Source organism: Pseudoalteromonas sp. MMG006, from assembly GCF_018101025.1.
In the GTDB taxonomy this organism is placed as follows: domain Bacteria; phylum Pseudomonadota; class Gammaproteobacteria; order Enterobacterales; family Alteromonadaceae; genus Pseudoalteromonas.
The window spans coordinates 143,262-167,790 of sequence record NZ_JAGJEJ010000006.1 but is presented as its reverse complement, the minus strand read 5'-3'; the positions used below and the strand labels follow the sequence as shown (position 1 = coordinate 167,790).

15 protein-coding genes are annotated in these 24,529 nt (G+C 41.0%); 8 read left to right on the top strand and 7 right to left on the bottom strand.

Annotation, left to right across the window (positions count from 1 at the left end):
• Positions 1-18: 18 nt before the first annotated feature.
• Positions 19-1,248: a glycosyltransferase gene (locus J8L73_RS08595; protein ID WP_211016234.1), complete on the bottom strand. Its 1,230-nt coding sequence runs from the start codon at positions 1,246-1,248 to the stop codon at positions 19-21.
• Positions 1,245-2,249 carry a LacI family DNA-binding transcriptional regulator gene (locus tag J8L73_RS08590; RefSeq protein ID WP_211016232.1) on the bottom strand — a complete coding sequence of 335 codons (1,005 nt, stop codon included), beginning with the start codon at positions 2,247-2,249 and terminating at the stop codon, positions 1,245-1,247. Before J8L73_RS08590 ends, J8L73_RS08595 begins: the two co-directional genes overlap by 4 nt.
• Positions 2,250-2,415: 166 nt before the next feature.
• Here J8L73_RS08590 and J8L73_RS08585 point away from each other — a divergent pair, with 166 nt between their 5' ends.
• The gene (locus J8L73_RS08585; protein ID WP_211016230.1) at positions 2,416-4,878 is read left to right on the top strand and encodes a prolyl oligopeptidase family serine peptidase; all 2,463 of its coding nucleotides are present in this window, start codon (positions 2,416-2,418) and stop codon (positions 4,876-4,878) included.
• A 67-nt stretch (positions 4,879-4,945) separates the two neighbouring features.
• Positions 4,946-5,563, top strand: a complete 618-nt coding sequence (locus tag J8L73_RS08580; protein WP_211016228.1) for a LysE family translocator — start codon at positions 4,946-4,948, stop codon at positions 5,561-5,563.
• 74 nt (positions 5,564-5,637) lie between these two features.
• Here the strand turns inward: J8L73_RS08580 and uvrA are convergent, their stop codons facing one another.
• Complete coding sequence (gene uvrA / locus J8L73_RS08575; RefSeq protein WP_211016226.1) at positions 5,638-8,199, bottom strand: excinuclease ABC subunit UvrA; 2,562 nt, start codon at positions 8,197-8,199, stop codon at positions 5,638-5,640.
• 192 nt (positions 8,200-8,391) lie between these two features.
• On the opposite strand from uvrA, the gene J8L73_RS08570 reads away from it, so the two are divergent.
• From J8L73_RS08570 to J8L73_RS08555, 4 genes are all read left to right on the top strand, one after another.
• The gene (locus J8L73_RS08570; protein WP_211016224.1) at positions 8,392-8,802 is read left to right on the top strand and encodes a hypothetical protein; all 411 of its coding nucleotides are present in this window, start codon (positions 8,392-8,394) and stop codon (positions 8,800-8,802) included.
• 294 nt (positions 8,803-9,096) lie between these two features.
• The gene (locus J8L73_RS08565; RefSeq protein ID WP_211016222.1) at positions 9,097-11,529 is read left to right on the top strand and encodes a TerB N-terminal domain-containing protein; all 2,433 of its coding nucleotides are present in this window, start codon (positions 9,097-9,099) and stop codon (positions 11,527-11,529) included.
• 2 nt (positions 11,530-11,531) lie between these two features.
• Complete coding sequence (locus J8L73_RS08560) at positions 11,532-12,839, top strand: ATP-binding protein (protein WP_211016220.1); 1,308 nt, start codon at positions 11,532-11,534, stop codon at positions 12,837-12,839.
• The gene (locus J8L73_RS08555; RefSeq protein ID WP_211016218.1) at positions 12,836-15,034 is read left to right on the top strand and encodes a DEAD/DEAH box helicase; all 2,199 of its coding nucleotides are present in this window, start codon (positions 12,836-12,838) and stop codon (positions 15,032-15,034) included. The genes J8L73_RS08560 and J8L73_RS08555 overlap by 4 nt, the downstream gene beginning before the upstream one ends.
• A gap of 117 nt (positions 15,035-15,151) precedes the next feature.
• Here J8L73_RS08555 and J8L73_RS08550 read toward each other — a convergent pair whose 3' ends face one another.
• Together J8L73_RS08550 and J8L73_RS08545 are read right to left on the bottom strand one after the other, a co-directional pair.
• Positions 15,152-16,735 (bottom strand): sulfotransferase, encoded by a 1,584-nt coding sequence (locus J8L73_RS08550; RefSeq protein WP_211016210.1) that lies wholly within the window; start codon positions 16,733-16,735, stop codon positions 15,152-15,154.
• Between the two features lie 92 nt (positions 16,736-16,827).
• Positions 16,828-19,242 carry a TonB-dependent receptor gene (locus J8L73_RS08545; protein ID WP_211016208.1) on the bottom strand — a complete coding sequence of 805 codons (2,415 nt, stop codon included), beginning with the start codon at positions 19,240-19,242 and terminating at the stop codon, positions 16,828-16,830.
• A gap of 427 nt (positions 19,243-19,669) precedes the next feature.
• On the opposite strand from J8L73_RS08545, the gene J8L73_RS08540 reads away from it, so the two are divergent.
• Positions 19,670-20,764 carry an NADH:flavin oxidoreductase/NADH oxidase gene (locus tag J8L73_RS08540; protein WP_211016199.1) on the top strand — a complete coding sequence of 365 codons (1,095 nt, stop codon included), beginning with the start codon at positions 19,670-19,672 and terminating at the stop codon, positions 20,762-20,764.
• An 80-nt stretch (positions 20,765-20,844) separates the two neighbouring features.
• Positions 20,845-22,041 (top strand): MFS transporter, encoded by a 1,197-nt coding sequence (locus tag J8L73_RS08535; protein WP_211016197.1) that lies wholly within the window; start codon positions 20,845-20,847, stop codon positions 22,039-22,041.
• Positions 22,042-22,111: 70 nt separating this feature from the next.
• Here J8L73_RS08535 and J8L73_RS08530 read toward each other — a convergent pair whose 3' ends face one another.
• Positions 22,112-22,969, bottom strand: coding sequence for a DMT family transporter (locus J8L73_RS08530; protein WP_211016195.1), 858 nt, complete (start codon positions 22,967-22,969; stop codon positions 22,112-22,114).
• 293 nt (positions 22,970-23,262) lie between these two features.
• Complete coding sequence (locus J8L73_RS08525; RefSeq protein ID WP_211016193.1) at positions 23,263-24,003, bottom strand: FadR/GntR family transcriptional regulator; 741 nt, start codon at positions 24,001-24,003, stop codon at positions 23,263-23,265.
• Positions 24,004-24,529 lie beyond the last annotated feature (526 nt).

The window sequence follows — 24,529 nt, the reverse complement described above, 5'->3', positions numbered from 1 at the left end:
ATAAGAGTCTAGTCATTTTTAATCTAATTTTTTATTTTTTTCTGCTATCCATTGCGCCATATATTGCGTGCTTCGCATTGTATGATGTTTGAGCATTTGTCCGGTGAAGTTTTTTTCGCGATGGGCGCTTAAATCGCTGCTTATTGCATCTATTTTATTAATGAGCGCCGCGCTTAATTTTACTTTGTCGTAGAGCGTATTGAGTAGCGTATTGCCAGCTTGCTGAGCGTGTTCAAAATCAGTTTGATTGTTGTAAAGCTCAACGGCTGCATTTGCAAAATCTTCGGTATTATTGGCCACTTTACCAGACCATGGTAAATCGTTGTGCATGCCCTCTGCACCAATGCTGGTGGTAACGCTGGGTGTTTGCATTATCATGGCTTCAAGTAACTTACCTTTTATACCTGCGCCAAAACGAAGAGGCGCTAAACACACGCGCGCGCTTTGCATTACATCATAGGCGTTATCGGCCCAGCCTTTTATTAAAAACCCCGTTTTAGGGTTATTAAGTGCGGTGGCTTTTGGTGGCGGGTAAGAGCCATAAATATGCAGTTCTGTTTTTGGGAGTTGCTTGCGAATTAATGGCCATATTTTTTGTAAATAAAGAACGGCATCCCAGTTTGGGGCATGTCTAAAGTTACCTATAGTCATAAAGTGTGCGCGTTCATCAAAGCTTTTAGTGGTTTTAGGCAATGCGCTTAAATCGACCATAAACGGTAAATGGTGTAATAAGCTTGGCTCTACTTTAAACACACTGTTTAGTAAGCTCATCTCATAGCTTGAAATAATTAAGCTAAGGTCGCAGCGTAAAATAGCCGCTATTTCGCGTTTTGCTATGTCTGAATGTAAATCGCTGGTGGTAAACTCGCGCTCGCCTTTGTGCGCTTCGTGGCGTGCATTACGTAGGCATTGTAAGTCTTCAGTATCGAGAATTTTAATGGCATTGGGGCAATGCTTATCTACGCGCCAACCAAATTGCTCTTCCATCATAAAGCGGTCAAACATGACTATATCTGGATTATAGGCTTTAACGTATTCGTCAAAGCTTTCGCAGTTAAGGGCAATGCTTTGGCTTGTTATACCGTAGTCGTCTAGGTTAACCATGTGCTCGGTACGCTGCGCTGGGGTTGCAAATTCAACCTCCCAGTTTTGCGCTTTAAATGCATTTAATAACGACATCATGTGCGTTCCCGCAGCAGACGAATTTGGCTCTGGCCATACGTAGCCAATTACCAGCACTTTTTTCATTGGCTAGAATCTCTAATTTGTAAGTTTACATTTACCAGCGTTTTAACTGGAGGGGCTGTATTTTGTAGCAGCTCTTGCACAACTAAAAAGCTGCGCTTTGCTATTTCATCGGTATTAATAACCACCGTACTCAAGCTGCAAGGCATAACACTGTAGTTAGGTAAGTGATGGCAGCTAACTACTTTTATAGTTTGATTTGCTGGCAAGTTAAGCGAATGTATTGCTGCTATCACACCTTGTGCAATTATATCGTTTGCGCATACCACAGCATTTAATAGTGGGTTTTGCTTGTAGGTGTTTGAAAATATATTTTTAGCACTAAGCGCTTGGTTGTGCGGGCATGCTATAGCTGTTAAAGGCGTTATGCTGTGCTGCGAACAAGCAGTATTAAAGCCACTTTGTAATGCTAAAGATTCGCTCATTGTAAGCTCACAGCCTATAAAAGCGATGTTTGTAACGCCTTGAGCGAGTATATGCATTGTTGCTACGTGGCTGGCTTTTTTGTAATCGGGCAGCACGCAAGGGGCAGCGCTAAAAGGGATTTCGCGCATTAAGGTAATAACGTTGTGCTGCGCGCTTAGTGTATCAAGCCATTTGGCACAGGTATTTGCTACTGGGCAAATAATAAAAGCAGCTGCGTTATATTCTTTTAGGTTATTTATTGCGCGTGTTTGTAGCTCGAGGTTGTTATTATTGCTTAGTATCATGGCTTGTAAGCCACTTTCGTTTAGCGTTTTTTCAAGGCTTGCAGCAAGCTCGGCCATTAAAGGGTTGGTTAAATCGTTTATTATAATGCCAATTAAATTTGAACGTTTTGAACGCATGGCGGCCGCATCACGGTTATAAACGTAACCGAGTTCATCAATCGCTTTTAATATTTTTTGTTTGCTTTTATCGCCTACTTTTTCGCTTTTGGTAAGCAGTAAAGACACGGTTGACTTTGATACACCAGCACGCTTAGCAACATCAATAATAGTGACCGATTTAGCAGTGTTTTGCATTGTGTTTTGTGCGCCGCAGTGGTGAATAAATAGCGGTGTAGTGTAGCGTAATTAGGGTTATTAAGTCACCTTTTACGGGGGCTTAAGTTACCTTAATGCTTTATGAACATAGCAAAACGTGTTTATATACGCATATAACAGTAAAAAATAACAAAAGGATAAAAACATGAACGCTTTTAGGCTGTTAGTTGCCTTTATTTGTTGTGTTGCATTACTGCCAACAAGCCAAGCAGAGCAAGGCTATCAAACACCATCACCTGAACTTGCTGCTTTGGTTGACGCTAAATTAGCCCCCACTAGTTACTTATCAAGCGATGGTCAGTGGCTAGCGCTTTTTGAACGAAAACGTGTTGTAACCTTAGATGAACTTGCAAAAGAAGAGCTTAAACTGGCGGGTATTAAACTTAATCCGGCTAACTTTTCGCGCTCACGTGTTAGCGCAAAATACAGCGCAGTTGCGCTAAAGCACGTGCAGAGCGGCACGGTTATCAGTATTAATAACTTACCAAGTGGTATTATTCGCTCGCCTAAATGGTCATCTAATAGTAAATATTTAGCCTTTATTGTTGAGCAACAAAGCCAAGCAAATTTATGGCTTTACAGCGTTGAGAGCAAACAAGCACAACAGCTTTCAAGTGCTGCATTAAACTCGGTTTTAACGTCGTCACCTTATAAATGGCTACCCGATAGTAGTGCAATTGTTGCAAACCTTGCGGTAAATATTGATAAGCCAAGGCTTGAAAATAACAGCCAAAGTGTAGTGCCTGTTATTCAACAAAGTACGGGAGAAAAAGCGCCTGCGCGTACGTATCAAAACTTATTAACGAGCCCGTTTGACGAAGCGCAGTTTAAATTTTACGGCCAAGGGCAGCTGGCTTACATTACGCTTGATGGCAAAGCCCAAGCTATTGGTAGCCCCGCATTATTTAAATCGTTTTCGGTATCGCCCGACTCTACCAACATTTTAGTTGCGGGTATTAACGAACCTTTTTCGTATCAAGTACCTTACAGCCGATTTGCCAGTACGTGGCAAATATGGGGTATGCGCGGTTATGCACTAGCTGAGCTTGCAAAGCAGCCACTTGCCGATAACATTCCACAAGGTTACGACAGCGTACGCACTGGCCGCCGTGATTTTGAATGGCGAGCTGATCAAGGCGCTGAAGTTATTTGGGCCGAGGCGCAAGATGGCGGCGACATGAAAGCCGATGTTAAGCACCATGATTATATTTACAGCTTACGTGCACCATTTAAACGCGAGCCTAAATTATTTGCCAAAGTAGAGCGCCGCTTCGCAGGAATGGAGTGGGGCAACGAAAACGTAGCCATGCTGACAGATTGGCGCTTTAGCGATCGCCAAGTGCGCACCTTTGTTATTCAACCTCGTAATGCTGACAGAAACCGCGTGTTGTTTTCAGAGCGTAGTTACAACGATGCGTATAAAGACCCAGGTAATGCAATTTACGAGCGCAACGATTTAGGCGCAAACGTAATTAAAATTGTAGGCGGGCGCTATATTTACCTGCGTGGCAATGGCGCATCAGAGCAAGGTAATATTCCGTTTTTAGACAGGTACGATGTAAAAACAAATAGCAGTAAACGTCTATGGCAATCTGAGGCGCCTTACTACGAGCGCGTACGTGCAATGCTTGATGACAAAGGCGAACGCTTTATTACTATTCGTGAGTCTAAAACTGAGCAGCCTAACTTTTTTATTCGTGATTTAGATAACGATACACTGACTCAATTAACTAATTTTGCTCACCCGTACCCTGCATTTAAAGGCGTAAAAAAAGAGCAATTACGTTATAAACGCGATGACGGCGTAGAGCTTTCAGGCACGTTATATTTACCACCAGGGTATGATAAAACACAAGGCCCGTTACCTGTACTTATGTGGGCTTACCCGCTTGAATACAAAGACAAAGCAGTAGCATCGCAAGTTCGCGAGTCGCCTTATGCATTTACCTACATTGGCTATTGGGGCCCAATGCCTTACCTTGCTAAAGGTATTGCCGTGTTTGACGACCCAAAAATGCCTATTGTAGGTGTTGATGGCAGCGAGCCAAACGATAACTTTAGAAAGCAGCTAGTATCAAGCGCGCAAGCAGCTGTTGATGTATTAGTTAAAAAAGGCGTTGCCGATAAAAACAAAATAGCCATAGCAGGGCACTCATACGGTGCATTTATGGTAGCTAACTTACTGGCGCATAGTGATTTATTTAAAATCGGTATTGCACGAAGTGGTGCGTATAACCGTACATTAACGCCGTTTGGTTTTCAGGGCGAAGAACGTGATTTTTGGCAAGCACAAAGTGTGTACGCTAATATGTCGCCGTTTTTCCATGCTGAAAAAATTAACGAACCAATGTTAATGATCCACGGTCAAGAAGATCCTAATTCGGGCACTTTCCCAATGCAAAGTGAGCGTATGTACGCAGCGCTTAAAGGCTTAGGTAAAAACGCTCGCTTAGTTATGCTTCCTTACGAAGCCCATGGCTACCGTGCACGTAAAAGCTTATTACATGTATTGTGGGAACAAGAGCAATGGTTAGATAAGTATTTGTTAAATGATACAGCAGAGCCAGTAGAAGTAATTACTGAACCAGCAGCAAATACTGCTCAATAATAAACATAAGTAAGCAATAATGCGGCTACTTATAGCCGCGTTTTTGTTTTAATACGAGAGTAAATTAATGATTGATATAGCAGCGCTTGCGGTTTTTGTACCGACGTTCTTTTTTGTGTCTATTACTCCAGGTATGTGTATGACACTTGCCATGACACTCGGCATGAGCATTGGCGTGCGCCGCACATTATGGATGATGATAGGAGAGTTGTTAGGTGTTGCAAGTGTTGCCATAGCTGCGGTATTAGGCGTTGCAAGCATCATGCTAAATTACGCAGATGCCTTTGCCATTTTAAAGTGGGTAGGCGGTGCGTACTTAATTTACATTGGCTTTAACATGTGGCGAGCCAAAGGAAAAATGTCGGTCGATACCTCAAAACCAAGTGACGTAAGTAGGAAGTCGTTATTTACGCAAGGTTTTGTAACCGCAATCGCAAACCCTAAAGGGTGGGCGTTTATGATCTCATTATTGCCGCCGTTTATTAGTGTACAGCACGGAGTAGCCCCACAGCTTTTAGTGCTTGTTTTAGTCATTATGGTAAGCGAATTTGTATGTATGCTTGCCTATGCATCAGGCGGTAAGAGCCTGCGCTTATTTTTAAGCCGTGGTGATAATATAAAATGGATGAACCGTATTGCTGGTAGCTTAATGATGCTTGTTGGAATGTGGTTAGCTTTAGACTAATAAAAAAGAGCCTGTGGCTCTTTTTTATTTTACGCATACACTGCACTTAATTTTTTAACTAGAGCATACGTCATTTAACTGCGCTTTAAAAACAGCGCAGTACGGCTTTTTGTAGATTGCGCAACCTCTTCAGGTTTACCTTGTGCAACTATTACTCCGCCTTCATCGCCTGCACCAGGCCCAATATCAATAACCCAATCACTGTTACTGGCTACTTGCATATCGTGCTCCACCATAATGACGGTGTTGCCAGCATCAACTAAGCCATTTAACTGCGCCATTAACATGGCTACATCTTTAGGGTGCAGGCCGGTAGTTGGTTCATCTAAAATGTAGAGGGTATCGCCGCGTTGTGTGCGCTGTAACTCGGTGGCAAGTTTAATGCGCTGCGCTTCACCGCCTGAAAGCTCAGTAGCAGGTTGGCCTAAACGTAAATAGCCAAGGCCCACTTGTAGCAGCGCATTTAGGGCACGTAAAATAGCAGGTTCATCGGCAAAAAATGTATAAGCAGAATCAACGGTTAAATTAAGTACATCAGCAATAGTTTTATCTTTATAGGTAATCTCGAGTGTTTTTTGGTTGTAGCGCTTGGCATTACACACAGGGCAGGGCGAATACACGCTAGGTAAAAATAACAGCTCCACACTTACAAAGCCTACGCCTTCGCAGTTGTCGCAGCGACCCTTTTTAACATTAAACGAAAAACGACCGGCATCGTACTTACGTGCTTTTGCCTCTTTGGTATTGGCAAACAGTTTTCGTACGTGATCGAACAAACCAGTGTATGTTGCAAGGTTTGAGCGAGGTGTGCGGCCAATAGCTTTTTGATCAACCGTTATTAGGCGCTTTATGTGCTCAATGCCCCCAGTTATTTGCCCGCCGGTTGTTATATCAAGCTCTTGCTCGAGTAGCTCGGCTTCATCGGTAGGTATTTGTGGCTGCGATTTTTGCCCTAGTGCATCGTAAACCAAGTCAACAAGCGCTTGGCTTACTAAGCTTGATTTACCTGAGCCAGATACCCCTGTAACACTTGTAATAACCCCAAGCGGAAATTCTACATTAAGCTTTTGTAAGTTGTTACGCTCAACATTTTTAAGCGTAAGCCATGCTTTTGCTGGGCGTTGTTTACTTTGTATTTGTGTTTGCTGAGGTTCGTTATTTTTAAATAAGTACTGGCTCGTGTGTGAGCTGCTAATTTGCTTTAAGCCTTCAACAGGGCCGCTGTAAACAACATTACCGCCACGGGAGCCCGCATTTGGCCCTACATCAACCACCCAATCGGCATGGCGAATAACACTTACGTCGTGCTCAACGACAAACACAGAGTTACCCGCCGCTATTAGCTCATCTAATGCGGCTAATAAGGCTTGTGTATCGGCAGGGTGTAAACCTGCTGAGGGTTCATCTAACACATACACTACACCAAATAATTTTGAGCGAATTTGTGTTGCAAGCCTCAAGCGCTGTAATTCACCAGGTGATAACGATGGGGTGGTGCGTTCAAGTGACAAATACCCTAAACCCAGTTTGGTGAGTGCTTCAACGCGTTTAAGAATGTCGCCTGCTATACGTTTTGCAACTATGGCTTTTTCGGGATTTGCAGCGTTACTTTTAGCGGGGTTACTAGCGGCAAATCTTAACTTATCTGCCAGCTCATTGAGTGTTAACTGCGAAATTTCGCCTATATCAAGGCCCGCTACTTTTACCGATAACGACTCTTTTTTAAGCTTTTTACCTTCGCACTGCGGGCACTGTGATATTTGCATATACTGCGATACGCGCTTTTTAGTACGTGGGCTTTGAGTGCTCGCAAACGATTGTAAAACAAAGCGTTTAGCACTTGTAAATGTACCCATGTAGCTAGGGCTTTCTTCATTTTTAATAGCGGCTTGTGTTTGCTCAAGTGTGTACTCGGGAAACACTGGCACCGTAGGTGTTTCGTCGGTAAATAAAATCCAATCACGGGCTTTTTTAGGCAGGGTATTCCACGGTTTATTAATGTCGTAGCCTAACGAGGTAAGAATACGGCTTAGGTTTTTACCTTGCCAAGCCGGCGGCCATGCTGCAATAGCGCGCTCTTTAATTGTTTTAGTGGGGTCGGGCACTAGCAGCTCTTCGGTTACGTTAAATACACGGCCAATACCGTGGCACTCTGGGCAGGCGCCTTGTGGCGTATTGGGCGAAAACGCATCGGCGTACAGTATGCCTTGCCCATTGGGATATTCGCCTGCGCGTGAGTAAAGCATTCGCAGCGCGTTAGAAATAGTGGTTACACTGCCAACTGATGATCGAACCGACGGTGCGCCGCGTTGCTGCTGCAAAGCAACGGCAGGCGGTAGCCCTTCAATAGAATCAACATCGGGCTCATCTACTTGGTCTATTAATCTGCGTGCATAAGGGGATACCGAATCAAGGTAACGATGCTGCGATTCGGCAAATAATGTTCCAAAGGCAAGCGATGACTTACCCGAGCCGGATATACCGGTAAAAACAACAAGTGAATTACGAGGCAAGTTTACATCCACATCTTTTAAGTTATGAACACGTGCGCCTCTTACTTGAATGCTGTGCTCTGGGTTTAATAAAGCCGATTGTGTTTTACTAACCTCATGTGACTTTTTAGGTGTGGTTGCCATGTAGTTTACTCCTGTTTAATAACCTTATGTTTATTAACGTGCCGCAAAGTATTAATACTAATGCGGTGACACTGAATGAGCGCTTAGCCTGTTTGTTGGGCTTTTAATAAGGTGTTTACATAATAGGTAAAAACTGCGAGTATAAATTTTAATCAAGCATTCAAGCATCTAAATTTAAAAGGACGTTTAATTGTGGCAAAAATTGTAGTTAGCTTTTTATTTTTATTGGTACTTTGCGGCAATGTGTTTGCAGCGCAAAATAATGTATTGAATGTTGACCGAGCGATACCAAATAGCATGCACTTGTCGTTCCCTAACGATAACAACATAACGCCTAAAAAGTCTGACTTTTCAATTTTAAACTATGTACTTATGAGTAACGAAGAAGGGGAGCGCTGGGCGGTTATTACCCTTACTAATTTAGCCTCTGGCAAACGTGAACTTAATCAAGAACACGTTTTAGCGCTATTTGCAGATGGCAGCAGGCTAACACCAAACGAATTTAAGTTAGGCTTTAATGGTAACCAAACACAATCGGTAACTGTATCGTTTGCTGAGCATACGTTTCCTATTTTAAGTGTGTATTCGAGTAATGATCTTTGACTGACAATTAGCGCCTGGTCTCTCAAGGGAGAATTAGAGCGATGAATGGTCACTCAATAGCTATGATTAAACTCAAGTTTTTAAAATTCAAGAGTTCAATATAGATGGTCAAGTGATCTCTGTGAAAAACCCTATACAAATTAAGCTTTATTAAAGACGATTTTTGTCTGATAAAGAATAATTGCAATTAGCTAGCAGCAGTATTATACATTTCTGATTTTTTTAGTAATATGTTAGTAGCTGATGGAGTTTTAAATACCAAAATGGTACCAACCATTTTTAAAGGGATGTTACATGGAATTCATTTTTATAATTGCAGTTGTTATATTGATAATTTGGTTAGTTACCAGTTCACGCTCAAATTCAAATAAAGCAAAGCCTCGAGTATTAGATAATCCAAGCTCGGACATAAAAGGCACTTATAGTACGCCAGCCTCTAAGGCTTCTATATCAGCTCTATCCAATGATGCAATCAGCCCTATAAAATCTATTAAAATTGATAAAGCATCAGTAATTATTGAATTACACGAACAAACTAATGAATTAGCAACCTCAAAGGAGACAACTCCAAAATCTCGCATCACTGTTATTAATACATCTACCCCAACTATAGAAAGTGCTGATAATTCGACAAATTCTGAAGACGACTTAGCCACATTTAATATTTTTGAGAGTAATGTATCTGAAGACACCTATATCAATAAGGGTAAACAAGCTCAATGGTTAAGCAAGGGTCAAGAAGTTACTATTCACAGTCGAAAGTTAAAAGGGTTTCTGTATGTAGGTGGGGCGATGGAATCATTGGTTGGTTATCGCCCTGAACCAGCGCTAATTTGTACAGACTTACCAGTAATATCACCACGGGCTAATTCAAACGAATTCCCAACTGATGAATCTTTAGGCTACTGGCCAAGCTACGGTTTATTATCTAAAGAGTCTAGAGGTGCCTACCTTGATTGGCTAGCAACCGATAGAAGTGCGGGCAACACCCCAATTGGCTTTGTATTTTTGTACTTTTACGGACTTGAAAGATTTGTTGTTGAGAATGGTCAAGATAATAAAGTTGGAGAGGAACAATTTGAAGATATTTTTGATGAAGTACTTCGTTTACATAAAGTGTTTGCTTCAAATCGCTCTTTTGCTGGTTATTCAGCAAATCTCTTAGAGTTTATGTATTTAGTTAAACCTAAATTACTTAAAGGTAAAAAACATACATTACCGAAGACGCGTCATTCTCTACTTTTTAAATTACGCCTTGCAGAGCAAATCGTTGCCACAGAAAGAGTGGATGATGAGTTGGCACTTGAATGGATAAAAAATACAGACCAATACAATTTAAAAACCGCAGCTAGGCGTTGCGATGTAGAGTTTGATGCACTTTTTAAACTTTACTACAATCAAAAATTCTCTGAGGGAATGCAAGTTAAACCAAATAAAACCAAGTTAAACGCTGAGTACTTTGCCGCCAGTGGTGGTATCCCTAGCGTTAAAATTTTACTCGATAGTTTACCAGACCCGAGTATATTAAAAGCCCCTATTAAGAAACTAATACCTATTGCTGATAAAGCCGCTGAAGAGCTCGCTAGTTATAGCCGTTACTTAGGTAAAGCAGGCACTAGTAGAGATGACTTAGCTGCACTGATGTTACTTCCACGCGCTATTACTAATAGCCAACCATCACCATTAATTGAAAAGTTTAAAAAGTGGGCTAAGGCTATCATTTTAGAAAATGATGGGGTAACAAACGTTTCTGAGTTTTGGTTGCAAACAGACTTACCAGCACCAAAAGCGATAAATAAAAAGGAAAGTGAACTCATTTATAACCTAGCGAGCTTTGCTGATATAGGTATTGCACCTGACTTACGTTACCACCATGCAAAACCTAAATTAGATGGCAAACTTGTCTTATTTACTCCAGGGCATGGGGAAGAGTTTGTCCTTAGTCATGTATTTAACCAAGTGGGTGTCGCACTTCGCTTAGGTGCGATGGTTGCAAACATAGATGGGGTTGTAGATGAGTCAGAAAGTTCTGAGCTAGAAAAGCTAATTACTCATGATGAAAAATTAACAGATACAGAAAAGCGATCTTTAAAGGCTTATCTTACATGGCGATTAGTTACCCCATCGGATAATGCGGGTTTAAAAAATAGACTTAATAATTTAGGTGAAACAGAAATAGAATTTGTGAAGCGGTTTATTCTGTCTATTGCGCTCGCTGATGGTAACGTCGATAACAAAGAAGTAAAACAAATCGAGAAACTCTACACCAATTCAGGGTTGAATAAAGAGTCTGTCGCGAGTGATATTCATCAGCTTACTACAAGTAGTCACCAGCTTGCGCCAAAAAGTCAAAATTCATCAGAATTTAGCTTAGATGAAACAATTTTAGCCCTTCATGAAAGTCAAACAACAGAAGCTAAAAATATGCTGGAAAAGATCTTTACCTCAGATGAAGATGAAAGCGATTATATTGAAGTCTCAGAGCTGACAAACGAAGTTGATGGATTAGATCAAGCTCATAGCCAGTTGTTTGAAAAGCTATGTGCCAAAGCGCAATGGGGTCGTGAAGAAGTAGCCCAAATGTGTAGTGAGCTAAAGTTAATGATCGATGGTGCTATAGAAACCATTAATGACTGGTCATTTGATTTAGTAGATGCACCAGTAATTGATGATGACGGTGAGATATATATTGATGAAGAAATAGTCGGAGAGATAAGGGAGTTATAACAATGGCAGCAAAAAAAATTAGAGCAAAAGAGCGCGATGCAATTATACAGTCTCTTAAATCGGGTGTTACCCCAAAAGTCGGCATACAGCATATACAAGTAGGTCGTGGTAATGAGCTTAAAGCGCTCATTAAAGATATCGACAGAGTGACAGAGGGCGGCTCTGCTTTTCGGTTAATTATTGGCGAATACGGCTCAGGTAAAACATTCTTTTTAAGTGTTGTAAGAGCGATAGCATTAGAGCGAAAGTTAGTGACTATTAATGCAGATTTATCTCCTGACCGCCGTATTCATGCATCATCTGGACAAGCCAGAAACTTGTATTCTGAGTTAATGAGAAACATGTCTACTCGTAATAAGCCTGATGGTAATGCATTGACCAGTGTGGTTGAAAAGCTTATTACCGAGGCACGAAAAGAAGCAGATAATACAAGCAAAGAAATAACCACAGTGATCCACGAAAGGCTCGCGTCTATTTCTGAGCTTGTAGGTGGTTACGACTTTGCAAAAGTTATAGAAGCATACTGGACTGGCCATGAAACAGATAACGAGCAACTTAAGAACAATGCTGTAAAATGGTTAAGAGCAGAATATGCAACAAAAACAGATGCTCGCAAAGATCTTGGTATAAGAAGTATTATCTCAGATGCGTCGTTTTATGACTCTCTAAAGCTTATGAGTTTATTTGTAAGGCAAGCTGGCTACGAAGGGTTATTAGTTAACCTCGATGAAATGGTAAATTTATACAAACTCAATAGCACCCAAGCACGATTATCAAATTACGAGCAAATTCTAAGAATACTCAACGATTGCTTACAAGGATCGGCTGAGTACTTAGGGTTTTTACTCGGTGGTACACCCGAGTTTTTACTTGATCCAAGAAAAGGGTTATATAGCTATGAGGCGCTGCAATCTCGTTTAGCTGGCAATACGTTTGCAAAGCAAGCTGGTGTTATTGATTACTCATCTCCAGCATTGCATTTGGCAAGTTTAACTCCAGAAGAATTATTCATATTACTTAAAAACCTTAGGCATGTTTTCGCATCAGGTGATGAATCGTTATATTTAGTTCCTGACGAGTCCCTTAAAGCATTTCTAGTCCATTGCAGTAAAACAATTGGAGACGCTTACTTTAGAACGCCAAGAAATACGATCAAAGCGTTTTTAGATATGCTTGCCGTGATTGATCAAAATCCAAATATTTCGTGGGACAGTTTAATAAAAAATGTTGATATTGCAGAGGAAAAACCTTCCGATATAGAGCTAGACATGGAACCTGAAGACAATGAGTTAGCTGACTTCAAATTATGATTGACGCACACGAAAAGCTCGATTTTCGGATTCAGCAGTGGATTTTTAAACAAGGTTGGGATCGGCTCAGAGAGATACAATGTTTAGCAATTGACCCTATTCTTTCAGGCAATACTGATGTGCTTATTAGTGCCTCTACTGCCGCAGGTAAAACCGAAGCATTTTTTTTACCTGCAATAAGTAGCATCGCAGATGAAGTAAGCGGTGTGGGTATTTTATATATCAGCCCGCTAAAGGCGTTAATAAACGATCAAGACCGAAGGCTAGAAAGCTTGTCAGATTTGTTAGACATACAAGTTACCCCCTGGCATGGTGATAGTCCTCAAAGTCGAAAAAATAAGCTGAAACGAAATCCATCAGGCATTATGTTAATAACGCCAGAGTCCCTAGAGTCATTATTAATAAGAGACAGTGGCTGGGTAAAGTCTGCTTTTCAGAATTTAAAGCACATAGTTATAGACGAATTTCACGCATTTATTGGCACAGAGCGAGGCCATCACTTGTTGAGCTTACTGCACTGCTTAGAACACCTTGTAGGCCGTATAAACTCACCAATACCCAGAACGGCTTTAAGTGCCACTTTAGGTAACTTAGAAAGTGTCCCAGCATCTTTAAGACCTAATAAATCACTGTCTTGTAAAATAATAAAGCAAACGCAGTCTTCATCATCGTTAAAAATGCAAGTGAAGGGATATATTGAGAGCGCTGTTGTGGCAGATGAGACGGTTACTGCGGAGCAAACCGTATGCAACGATTTATATGGTCTTTGCCGTGGTGGAAACCACCTAGTGTTTGCAAATAGCAGAAGTCGCACCGAAAGTATTGCGACCACTCTTGCAGAGATGTGTGAGAGCAACACTGTGCCTAACGAGTTTTTTCCACATCACGGCTCGTTAGCCAAAGAAATGCGAGAATCACTTGAGGCTCGGCTTCAGCAAGATCAAATTCCCACGACAGCAGTGTGTACTATGACTTTAGAGTTAGGCATTGATATAGGCAAGGTTAACTCTGTCGTGCAAGTTACTGCGCCGCATTCTATTGCAAGTTTACGGCAGCGCATGGGTCGTTCAGGTAGGCGTGGTGGCGCTAGTATTTTGCGAATGCTGATAACTGAGGCTGACCTTACAGAAAAATCGAGTATTGTAGATAAACTGCGGCTTGAATTGGTTCAATCGCTAGCAATGATACGTTTATTGGTTGCAAGTAAATGGTATGAACCAGCAGACACTTCGCTCTATCACTTTTCAACATTACTTCATCAAGTTTTAGCTCTCATCGCGCAATGGGGGAGTATAAGAGCAGATCAAATCTACGTATTACTTTGTAAAGACGGTCCATTCCAACAAGTTACTGTTACACATTTTAAAGATTTGCTATCTCACATGGGTAAGGTAGATCTTATTACCCAGTTAGGAAGTGGTGAACTGGTTTTAGGTTTTATGGGTGAAAAAATAACAAATCATTATACGTTTTATGCCGTTTTTAAAACCCCTGAAGAATTTAGAATTGTAACGGGTAGTAAAACACTAGGGACATTACCCGTAGATAGCCTTATTTTAGAGGGCCAACATATTATATTTGCGGGTAAACGTTGGGTGGTTGAGCTAGTCGATAAAAACAAAAAAGTGATTTCAGTACAGCATGCAAAAGGAGGAAAACCACCTAAATTTGGCGGTTCCGGTATGACTGTACATGATGTCGTGAGACAAGAAATGCTTAAAATTCTGAAAGAAGGTGACTACAGAATTCAAGTTGGTGAACAAAAAATTGAATTTGGTGATACAGTTGCTCAAGCACTTTTCAAAGAAGGTACTGACTTTTTTAAAACTGCAAAACTTGAAAGTACATATTTCTTACAGCATGGCAATACAGCTGTTGTTTTGCCTTGGGCCGGTGATAAAGTTGTAAGTACACTTGTTGCAGTACTTATACACAAAGGGTTTGGAGCAGGTGCATTTGCAGGAATTATAGAAGTTGAGAATAGCTTAATTGATGATGTTATCGAGACACTTAAAAGCTTTCGAGATGATAAAACCATATCAGCAATTGATTTAGCTGATGCTATTGCAGGAAAAGCCATTGATAAGTTTGATGAGTATCTACCTCAAGAAATTCTTGCACAAGGGTATGCTGCTAGAGCATTTGATGTAGATAAGGCCCAAGCCTTAGTCAAAGAATTGCTCATGGCAAATTAAACAAGCCAAAGAGGTTATATTTTGACTTCATACATTATACACATCAAGGATCATCAATGTCCGCAATTGGCACAAAGCCGCCTATTTGGATTCACCTTCCGTCCAAAGTAAAAACGTCTATTCAACACTAATACCTTGCTTTAAAAGGTACTCAACTGCTGCATCAGTATGGGGTTTAAACGCCTTCCAACGGCCAATTGCTTTGTTATTAAGTGGTTGGCGTACTTGTACTTTACTAGCCGTAGAGACCGGTGCGGTGTTTAAGTGAAAGTCTATACATTGTGCTTGCCACTCTAGGTTACAAAAGCTGACTAACTCTTTTATTTGTTGCTTGGGCTCTGCGACCAATTCTTCGTATTTTACTAATTTTATATTGCTGTGCATGTTGCTGAAGTGCTGCATCAGTTTATAAAAGCGGCTATAAAATTTAGCGGTGTCGAGTAGGTCGAGCGAGTACGCGTAGTAGGGGTTATTTATCGTAAATAGCTGGCGGTAGTTACCAATGCAGGTGTCCATTGGGTCGCGCAGCATGCAAATAATTTTAGCGTTTGGTAGGGCTTTAGTTATTAAGTCGATATAAAAAAAGTTAAACGGGAGTTTATCTATAAAGTGCTTATGACTGCCGGTGGTTACGCGAGTGGCGTTTAAATACGTTGTCCCAAGCTGATTAAAATCAAGCTCGTAAGCTTTAGTGAGTGTTTGAGTATCGAGTACATGCGGTGTTTGTGTTTGGCTTAACTTTTTAACGCTTAGGCCAAAGTCTTGTAATTCACCGGCTGATTGTACGTCGCTGTGGCTCGATAAAATACGCTCAACCAATGTGGTGCCAGAGCGGGGCATACCTAATACAAAAATAGGCTCTGGTGTTGGGTTACCCTGTGTTAGCGCGTGTTGATGCTGCTCACTTAAATGTTTAATGTGTTCAAATAATGCGGCTGAGCTTTTATGATCAAACGGCTGCATAGCGCGCTTTGCTGCTTTACCTTGCTCTAGGCTTTTAAACGCATTATCAAACTCACCTATGTCTTGGTACTCTTTTGCAAGTGCGTGGCCTATATGCAGTTTTGCATCGGGGTGAGTGATTTGCTCAAACACGTTTTTTAAGCGTTCAATATGATTAGATTGCGCAGTGGCTTTGGTTAAGTCGCTTAATGCAAAATGGCTTTGGTGATGCAGCGGGTTTAGCGCAATGGCGCTTTCAAAAGCATTTTTGGCTTGTTCAAATTGCCCTATAAATTTAGCGCTCACCCCTAAATTATAATAAAACTGTGGCTGCGATTTATTTGCGTGTTTGGCCAGTTCAATAGCGCAGTTAAAGTAGTTTAGTGCCTCTTTGTGTAGGCCTGCTTGTGTAAGCGCTACACCTAAGGTGTCGGCATCAAGAGGCTTTCGTATTTGCTGAACCGGTATGGCTAAAGCGGTGTTTTTGGCTTTAGTAAGCTCACCTGTTATTGCATAACATTTTGCAAGTTGGGCGGTATATTCAATGCTTTTACCAAAGCTAAGGGCTTTTTCGATTAGCTTTATGGCTTTGTGTATTTGCCCAACACGTAAATTAACCATGGCTAGTAAAAAGTATCCATCGGCAAAGTCATTTTTTTGAGTTACCAATTCAACTAACGCTTTATGAGCAAGCTCAATATTGCCTTGGTTTAAATGATTAATTGCGCTTTGGTGGAGTTGTTTTAAATTTGGCTGCATTGTTTTATTTTTATTGTTTAGTTACGCGTTAATAAAGAAAAAAGGCTCAAATAAATTTGAGCCTTATAACATTGTTTAAAAGTGACTTTAAATTATATTTCAAATTTGTAGTTAAATTTAACACCTACCGTTAGTGGGCGATTAATGTAATGGCCGTAGTTACGTTGTATGTCGGCGCCATTAGCGGATGTTATATCGGCATCTGAACGACGTACTGATGTAACGGCGTATTTATTAAATACGTTATCAACGTATAAAGTAGTAGACCACTCATCAGCCGTTAGCTTAGCAGAAATATTGCTTAAGCTGTAACCTGGCAGCGTTTCGCCATTGTCATGCAAACCAACTCTTGAAATTACATCACTTTGCGCGGTTAAACCGTAGTTAATATCAAGGGTCTTGTCGTTAAACACATCAGTTTGATAGTTTACACCCATTGAGAACTGGTGCTCTGGTGAGCCCGGTAAACGGTCGCCGTCTTCAGCGCCATCGGTACCATCAGCATTAAACAAAAATGGTGCGTCTGATGTTAGCTCTGCTTTTGTGTATGCATAAGTTGCATATACTGAGAACGAGTCAGATAAAATGGCACGGGTTGAAATTTCAACCCCTTTTGCATTTGCACTGCCTGCGTTAGATAGGTACGGTAGTTGGCCTACATCAGTCGCGCCTGCAATTTGAGCATCATCCCAATCTACGTTAAATAACGCGGCGTTAAAGTGTAATTGACTTCTAAACCACGTACTTTTTAAACCTAACTCGTAGTTGGTAGTTGTATCGGCGTCGTAAAGCATTTCTTCTGGGCTGCCACAGCCTGCTTGGTTAGCTGGTAATGGATCAGGACACGGTGCTAAACCATTTGAACCACCAATTCTAAAGCCTTCGCTCACTGTTACGTAACCCATAACTGAGTCAGTAAATTGGTATTTAGCATTAAATTTAAAGAGGCTGCCGTTATCGTCAGCTTCATTTTTTTCAAAGTTTAATGAAATAGCATCAGGTGCAGCGTCATCAAATAAAGTATTAAATAATGGGAAGTCTACAGCAGATTCTGATTCAACGTCGTATTGGTATAAGCGCATACCTAAAGTTACGTCTAGCTTTTCTGTTACTTGATATCCTACTTCACCAAATAAAGCTGATTCTGTTATTTCGGTGCGATCTACTGAAAAGTACTCAAGCTGATCTGGGCGAGACTGTGAAGCGCCAAAGTTCTCTACTGCAAAGTCACCAAAGCCAGGAGTAAACTCTTTACTAGAAGCATCTGTTTCAATTTTGTTGTAAAACGCACCCACAATCCAGTTTAAGTCGCTATCACCTTGTGATACTAAACGCAGCTCTTGGGTGAAGGTGTCTTCTTCTTCAATTTCACGTGTGAAAGATGAAAATGCTGGAAATTCTTCATAGCCATAATCAAGACGAATAAGTAAATCTGTTTGATCGCGTTGTCCGTCTGCATCAAAGCTAGAAATACCGGTTGCCGATACTAGCTCTGCAAAACCTAAATCGGCTTTTAGCTCAAGGCTTAGTAATTGATCTTCTTTTTCGCGCGGTTCTTCATAGCGATAAGCAGACTCATATTTACCAATGATATCACTTAGGCCATTATCATCGTTTAAGCTGTTGTAATGAACAATTGAACGGCCTTCGCTATCTTGCTTTTGGTAAAAGTAATTTAATGTTGCTTCTAATGACTCGGTTGCTTTCCAACGAACTGAAATACGCCCTGTAGTAGTGGTTTCACCGTTAGCATCTTCTACATTTTTAATGTTTTCGTTAACTGCAGTGCTATCGTTCCAATCAGGATCGGGTAGCGATACACCTGGCTCTTGTACTACGTAGCCGTAATCAATAAAGCCAGGATCTTCGTATACGTTTAAGCTTGCGCGAACTGCTAATTTATCTTCAATAATAGGAAGGTTAACAATAAAGCCACCTTCGCCACCTAGAGAGTCGCTTTCTTGGGTTTGAAATAGGTCGCCGTAAACTTCGAATGACGTAAAATCAAGCTCAGGCTCTTTTAACATGTAACGGATTGCACCGCCTAATGTGCCCGCACCATAAAGGGTGCCTTGCGGCCCAATAAGCACTTCAACGCGCTCTATATCTACTAAACGCATATCAACCGAAACCGGAATTTCGTTAATGTAAGTTGATACTGTACCGCCATCTGATGATGGACCAGACGAGTTTGTGTTTAAACCACGAACAATAATAGGCGAGCCTGAGCGACCACCTTGATCGGTTATTGTTAAACCAGGCACCCAGCGTGCTACATCGGCAAGCTCGCTGATATTTTGATCTTTCATAATATCTGCATCAAGCGCTGTAATATTTAGTGGTGCATTTTGTACAGAGCCGCTGCGCCTTGTTGCTGTAACTTCGATTACTTCGAGTGATTTGTTTTGAGCTGCAACTTCTTCTTGAGCAAGTGCGGCGTTAGGCAATAAAAATACGCTAGAAACAGCGCTCGAAATAGCCAAGGTTAACAAGCTTGGTTTAAACATAAAAAGTGATCCCCAGTTCAAATGTTTTACATTAGTAAATTAAGTTAAGCAGTTTATCAGGGAGTTAGATTGCTGGGAATAATAAAATTGAATTTTAATTCACTTTTTTGGAATAAATAGCGAGTTTAGATGCGCTTTAATTTATATGGCAGTATCTTGTGCCCAAAGACTTGCAGCGAAAAGGGTACACGTTATAAGCAGCTACTTTGATTGATTAAAAGTAAATAGGCATTCATGTTTATAAAATTGCATTAATTGTAGTGTTTGTTAATGCGCTTTATGCCTCGATAAAAACATCATTTATAGCTCTTTTAGTAATGACTTATTCTACTTTTAGCACTGTAAAAATTAAGTTTGATCCCCATTAACTGTAGTTATCGTAAGCTATTTCAATTCGCACGCGTGTGCGCGCATTAAGGAGCAAGCAATGAGTCAGTTATTTTCGCCTTTAAATATAGGTCAACTCACATTAAGCAACCGAATTATTATTGCGCCTATGTGCCAGTACTCAGCCAATAATGGTGCTGCCAGTGATTGGCATACCATTCATTTAGGGCAGTTAAGTTTAAGTGGTGCAGGGTTGCTTATTTTAGAGGCCACAGCGGTAAACCCAGAGGGGCGTATTAGTTACGGTGATTTAGGGCTTTGGGATAACGAAACCCAGCAAGCATTAGGTAAAAGTTTAAAAGCAGTGAGGCAATACAGCCCTATGCCTATTGGTATTCAACTCGCTCATGCAGGGCGTAAAGCATCTACAGAAAAGCCATGGGATGGGGGCGGTGCATTAAGCCCAACTGATGAAAACGGCTGGCAAACGCTTGCGCCTTCAGCAGTCGCGTACGACGAAAATAGCCCAGAGCCAAAAGCTATGAGCCAATCCGACATAGACTCATTAATTAAAGACTTTGTAAGCGGTGCTAAACGCGCTGACGAGCTTGGCCTTGACTTAATAGAGTTACATGGTGCGCATGGTTATTTGTTGCATCAGTTTTTGTCACCGTTGAGTAATAAGCGCGATGATGAGTATGGAGGCAGTTTGCAAAACCGTATGCGTATTGTACTTGAAGTATTTAAAGCTGTTCGCGCAGAATTTAACAGCAACAAACCAGTAGGGATTCGTATTTCAGCGACTGATTGGGTAGAAGGTGGTTGGGATTTAGAACAATCAATAGCGCTTGCTAAAGCCCTTGATGAGCTTGGCTGTGATTTTATTCATGTAAGTACTGCGGGTCTAAGCCCTGAGCAACAAATACCTGTTAAACCTAACTTTCAGGTGCCATTTGCAACAGCTATTAAAGAGGCTGTGAATATGCCTGTTATAGCGGTGGGGTTAATTACCGAGCCACAACAAGCCGAGGATATTATTAATGAGCAGCAAGCCGATGGCGTAGCCCTTGCGCGTGGTATTTTATATGACCCGCACTGGCCTTGGCATGCAGCAGCAGAGCTTGGCGCTACTGTAACTGCACCTAAACAGTATTTACGTTCAAGCCCGCATGGTAAGCCATCACCTATAAAATAAATTAGCTCTCAGGTTATAACCCAATGGGCTTTGCATCCATTGGGTTTTATTATTTTAAACTCTATAAAACAGAGAACTACATGACTCAAACCGGCGTTTCACCGCAGCCCCTTAGCAATACACTTGTTGGTATTATTGCTTTATGTTGCGGCCTAATTGTTGCCAACATTTACTACGCTCAACCTATTATTGAGTTATTAGCACCCGAGGTGGGGTTGAGCCCGCACAGTGCGAGTTTTATTGTGTCTCTTACGCAAATTGGCTACGCCCTTGGGCTATTTTTTTTAGTGCCATTAGCTGACCTCATCGAGAACAAGCGCCTAATGCTTATAACGCTTGGGGTATCGTTTTTGAGCTTAATAGGCACAGCCCTTGCCGATACCCCAAATGTAATGCTTATTTTATGCTTAATGATAGGTATTAGCTCGGTGTCTGTTCAGGTGCTTATCCCGCTTGCGGCGCATTTATCGTCTGACGAAAAACGTGGCCAAGTGCTGGGTAATATTATGGCAGGTTTATTATTAGGTATTTTACTCGCAAGGCCTATATCGAGCCTAATTGCCGATCACTTTGGTTGGCGTTCAGTATTTTACTTTGCAGCTGGCTGTATGGTGTTTATAGCAAGCGTAATTTATTTTGCTATTCCGCACAGGCAGCCAACTCAAAAAACAACGTATTTTAAATTATTAAAATCGCTTAAGCAGTTAATGATAAGTCAGCCCGTTTTACGTCAACGCGCTTTTTTTCAGGCGTTAATGTTTGCCTCGTTTAGCTTATTTTGGACAAGCGTACCCATTGTACTCGCGCGAGAATATGGTTTATCGCAATCACAAATAGCCTTATTTGCTTTAGTTGGTGCAGCAGGTGCTATAGCTGCTCCTATTGTAGGGCGCTTGGCTGATAAAGGTTATACGCATCAGTTATCGTTATTGGCAAAGGTGATTGCCGCAGTGTGTTTTTTACCTAGCTTATTTGAGTTACCCAACGGGATAATAATTTTAGCCTTAACAGGTGTGTTTATTGATTTTGCAGTGCAAGCGAATATGGTGCTAGGGCAACGGGCTGTGTATTCATTAGAGCCGCAAAGTCGCGCGCGATTGAACGCGATTTACATGACGAGTATTTTTGTCGGGGGTGCTGTAGGTTCGCTTATTGCTAGCCCATTATACGAAGCTGGTGGGTGGACTAGTGTTGCACTTGTGGCAGCCGGGATGCCGTTTATTTCGTTAATTGGGTATTTGCTAACAACCAAAAGGGATACTCAAACAGTTAGTTAATCGTTACTTTAAGTAAAACAGCCATCATTATTTATATGATGGCTGTTTTGTTTTAAATGACTAGAGTATTCTACTGTTTTTTCACACTTGAGAATGAACTGCCAACAGAGGCTATAATTACTAATAAAATAGCTAACCATTGCCACAGTGTTAGTAATTCTCCAAGAATAGTAAAACCTGCAAGGGCTGCAAAAGCAGGCTCTAAACTAAGCATAATACTAAACCCTTGTGCTGGCATATTACGAAGAGCGACCATTTCAAGTGTATAGGGCAGAGCGCTTGATAAAATGGCAATGCCAATACCAAGGGGTATTATTTCCCACGTGAATGCGCTGCTTTGCGATATGCCACCATAAGGGACTAGTACTAATGCAGCCACGGTCATACCCAAAGCAACGGTTGCTCCTCCTGAGCTTTGAGTGCCAGTTTTTTTACCAAATAAAATATACGCCGCCCAGCAAGCGCCTGCTGCAAGGGCAAGTATGACACCTATTGGGTCTAGACTATCTTGGCTGTTCATATCGGGTAGTAATAACAAAATACCAGCTATGGCGCAGGCAACCCAAAATAAATCGCGTTTAGCGCGTGAGCTAAATAAAGCAACAGCTAAGGGGCCAGTAAATTCAAGCGCAACACCTATGCCTAAAGGAATACGCGCTATTGCGTAATAAAATAAAATATTCATCCCGCCAAGGCTCAAGCCGTATACAATAATAGAAAGCCGGTGCCCTCGGACAGGAAGGCTTTTCCAAGGCTTAAATATTAAGCATAAAATTAACGCAGAAAAACCCAGCCTGAGTGCAGTTGTCCCCTCTGGCCCAACAATAGGGAATAGTTGCTTGGCAAATGAAGCCCCTGATTGAATGGTTACCATGGCTAAAATAACGCAAACAACAGCTATTAAAAAATCTTTAGTGGATGATTGCATTGAGTTCCTTGATAACAATCGGCTAATTTTGCGAAGTGTATCTTTTTTTTATTAGAGGCGAAACATCAATACACAGTAATTAATACATCCGGAAGTGTTACTTAAAAAATAATTAAACCCTGAATGCGTTATTAGGTGTTTTATAACAGACTAAATGCATAGCTCGTGTTTATAAAAAGCATGTTGTGTACTCTAATAGAATAGCTTTACAGAGGTATAACAAATAATAAGCAAAAAAATAGCGAACAAGTTAACTTGTTCGCTATTTTTAAATTAAGTAATGAATATGGAGATTAGTTTGCGCTTTTAACTAAACCATCTAGAGAGTAAAGGCCGCGTTTTTCGTTATTTTTGCGTTTTATTTCTTCTAGAGCGCGTGCTTCTACCGCATCAAATAAAGCATTGATTAAACGGTTGAAGTGTTTATGCATTGCAATTCGTGCTGCATTTGCATCGTGTGTTTGCAGGGCATTATAAATAGCGGTATGTTCGTCCATTACACACTCGTTATTGTTTTTACATACGCTGCCGTAGTCAGTAACGATTTGAGAATTATTTAGGCGTAAATCCCACAGATTAGATACTGCGTATTCTAGGGCTTTATTGCGGGTAGAGCGGGCTATAATTTCGTGAAATTCACGGTCAGCTTGCTCTACATAAAGGCCTTTTTCCATAGCGATAAGCGTTTTGTTTAATTGCTCAAGTTCTTCTTCTGTAATTGTTTGAGCGGCTAGTGCGGCAATTTCACCTTCGATTAACGCACGAGCTTGAGTCAGTTCAAAAGCACTTATTTCTTTAGATTTTATTGGCTTTTCAAGCTGCTCTACAACATAAACACCTGAGCCGGTTTTAACTTCCACTCGGCCGCGCACTTCCAATGCGATAATAGCTTCTCTGATAGTAGGGCGACTTACGTCAAACATTTCAGCAAGTTCACGCTCTGGTGGTAAACGACTACCAGCTGAAAACTCACCTTGATTTATCAAAGACTCAACTTTATCAACAATGCGCCAAAATAAGCGACGATTACCCATATTTTACCTTCATTACCTTAAGGAATAATGGCCTCTGCGGCCTAATAGTCAAAAACAACTGTTAATAGCAGAGGTTACCCCAAAATTCACTATTATGTCAAAATTCTAACGCGATATAACGCTTACAAACCACTATACACCAATGGTTGCGTTTGTGTATTACCAATTTAGTTTAAAATAATACAATTGGCCAGCTTGATTGGTAATGTTTTTATGTGTTAGGTTAATTTTAAGGTTATTTAAGATGTTATATTGGTAATAAACCGAGTTAACTCATAAGTGTTATTTATAGCCAATAATGTGTTTGGTTTTTGATTTTCCAAATTGATTGCCCATGGATGGGGATCGTTATCATAATAAAAAGTGTAGTCTTAGTAAGGGCGTGTTGATCCTTGCGGATTGAAATTCGTTCAATCTAGGGGCGATTAAATCGCGGCGCGAGGTTTGTAACCTAATGGGCTCGGTAACTGCTCCTTCGTTACCCTACTGGCTTACATCCATGTAAGAATAAGTAAAAACCGAGTAA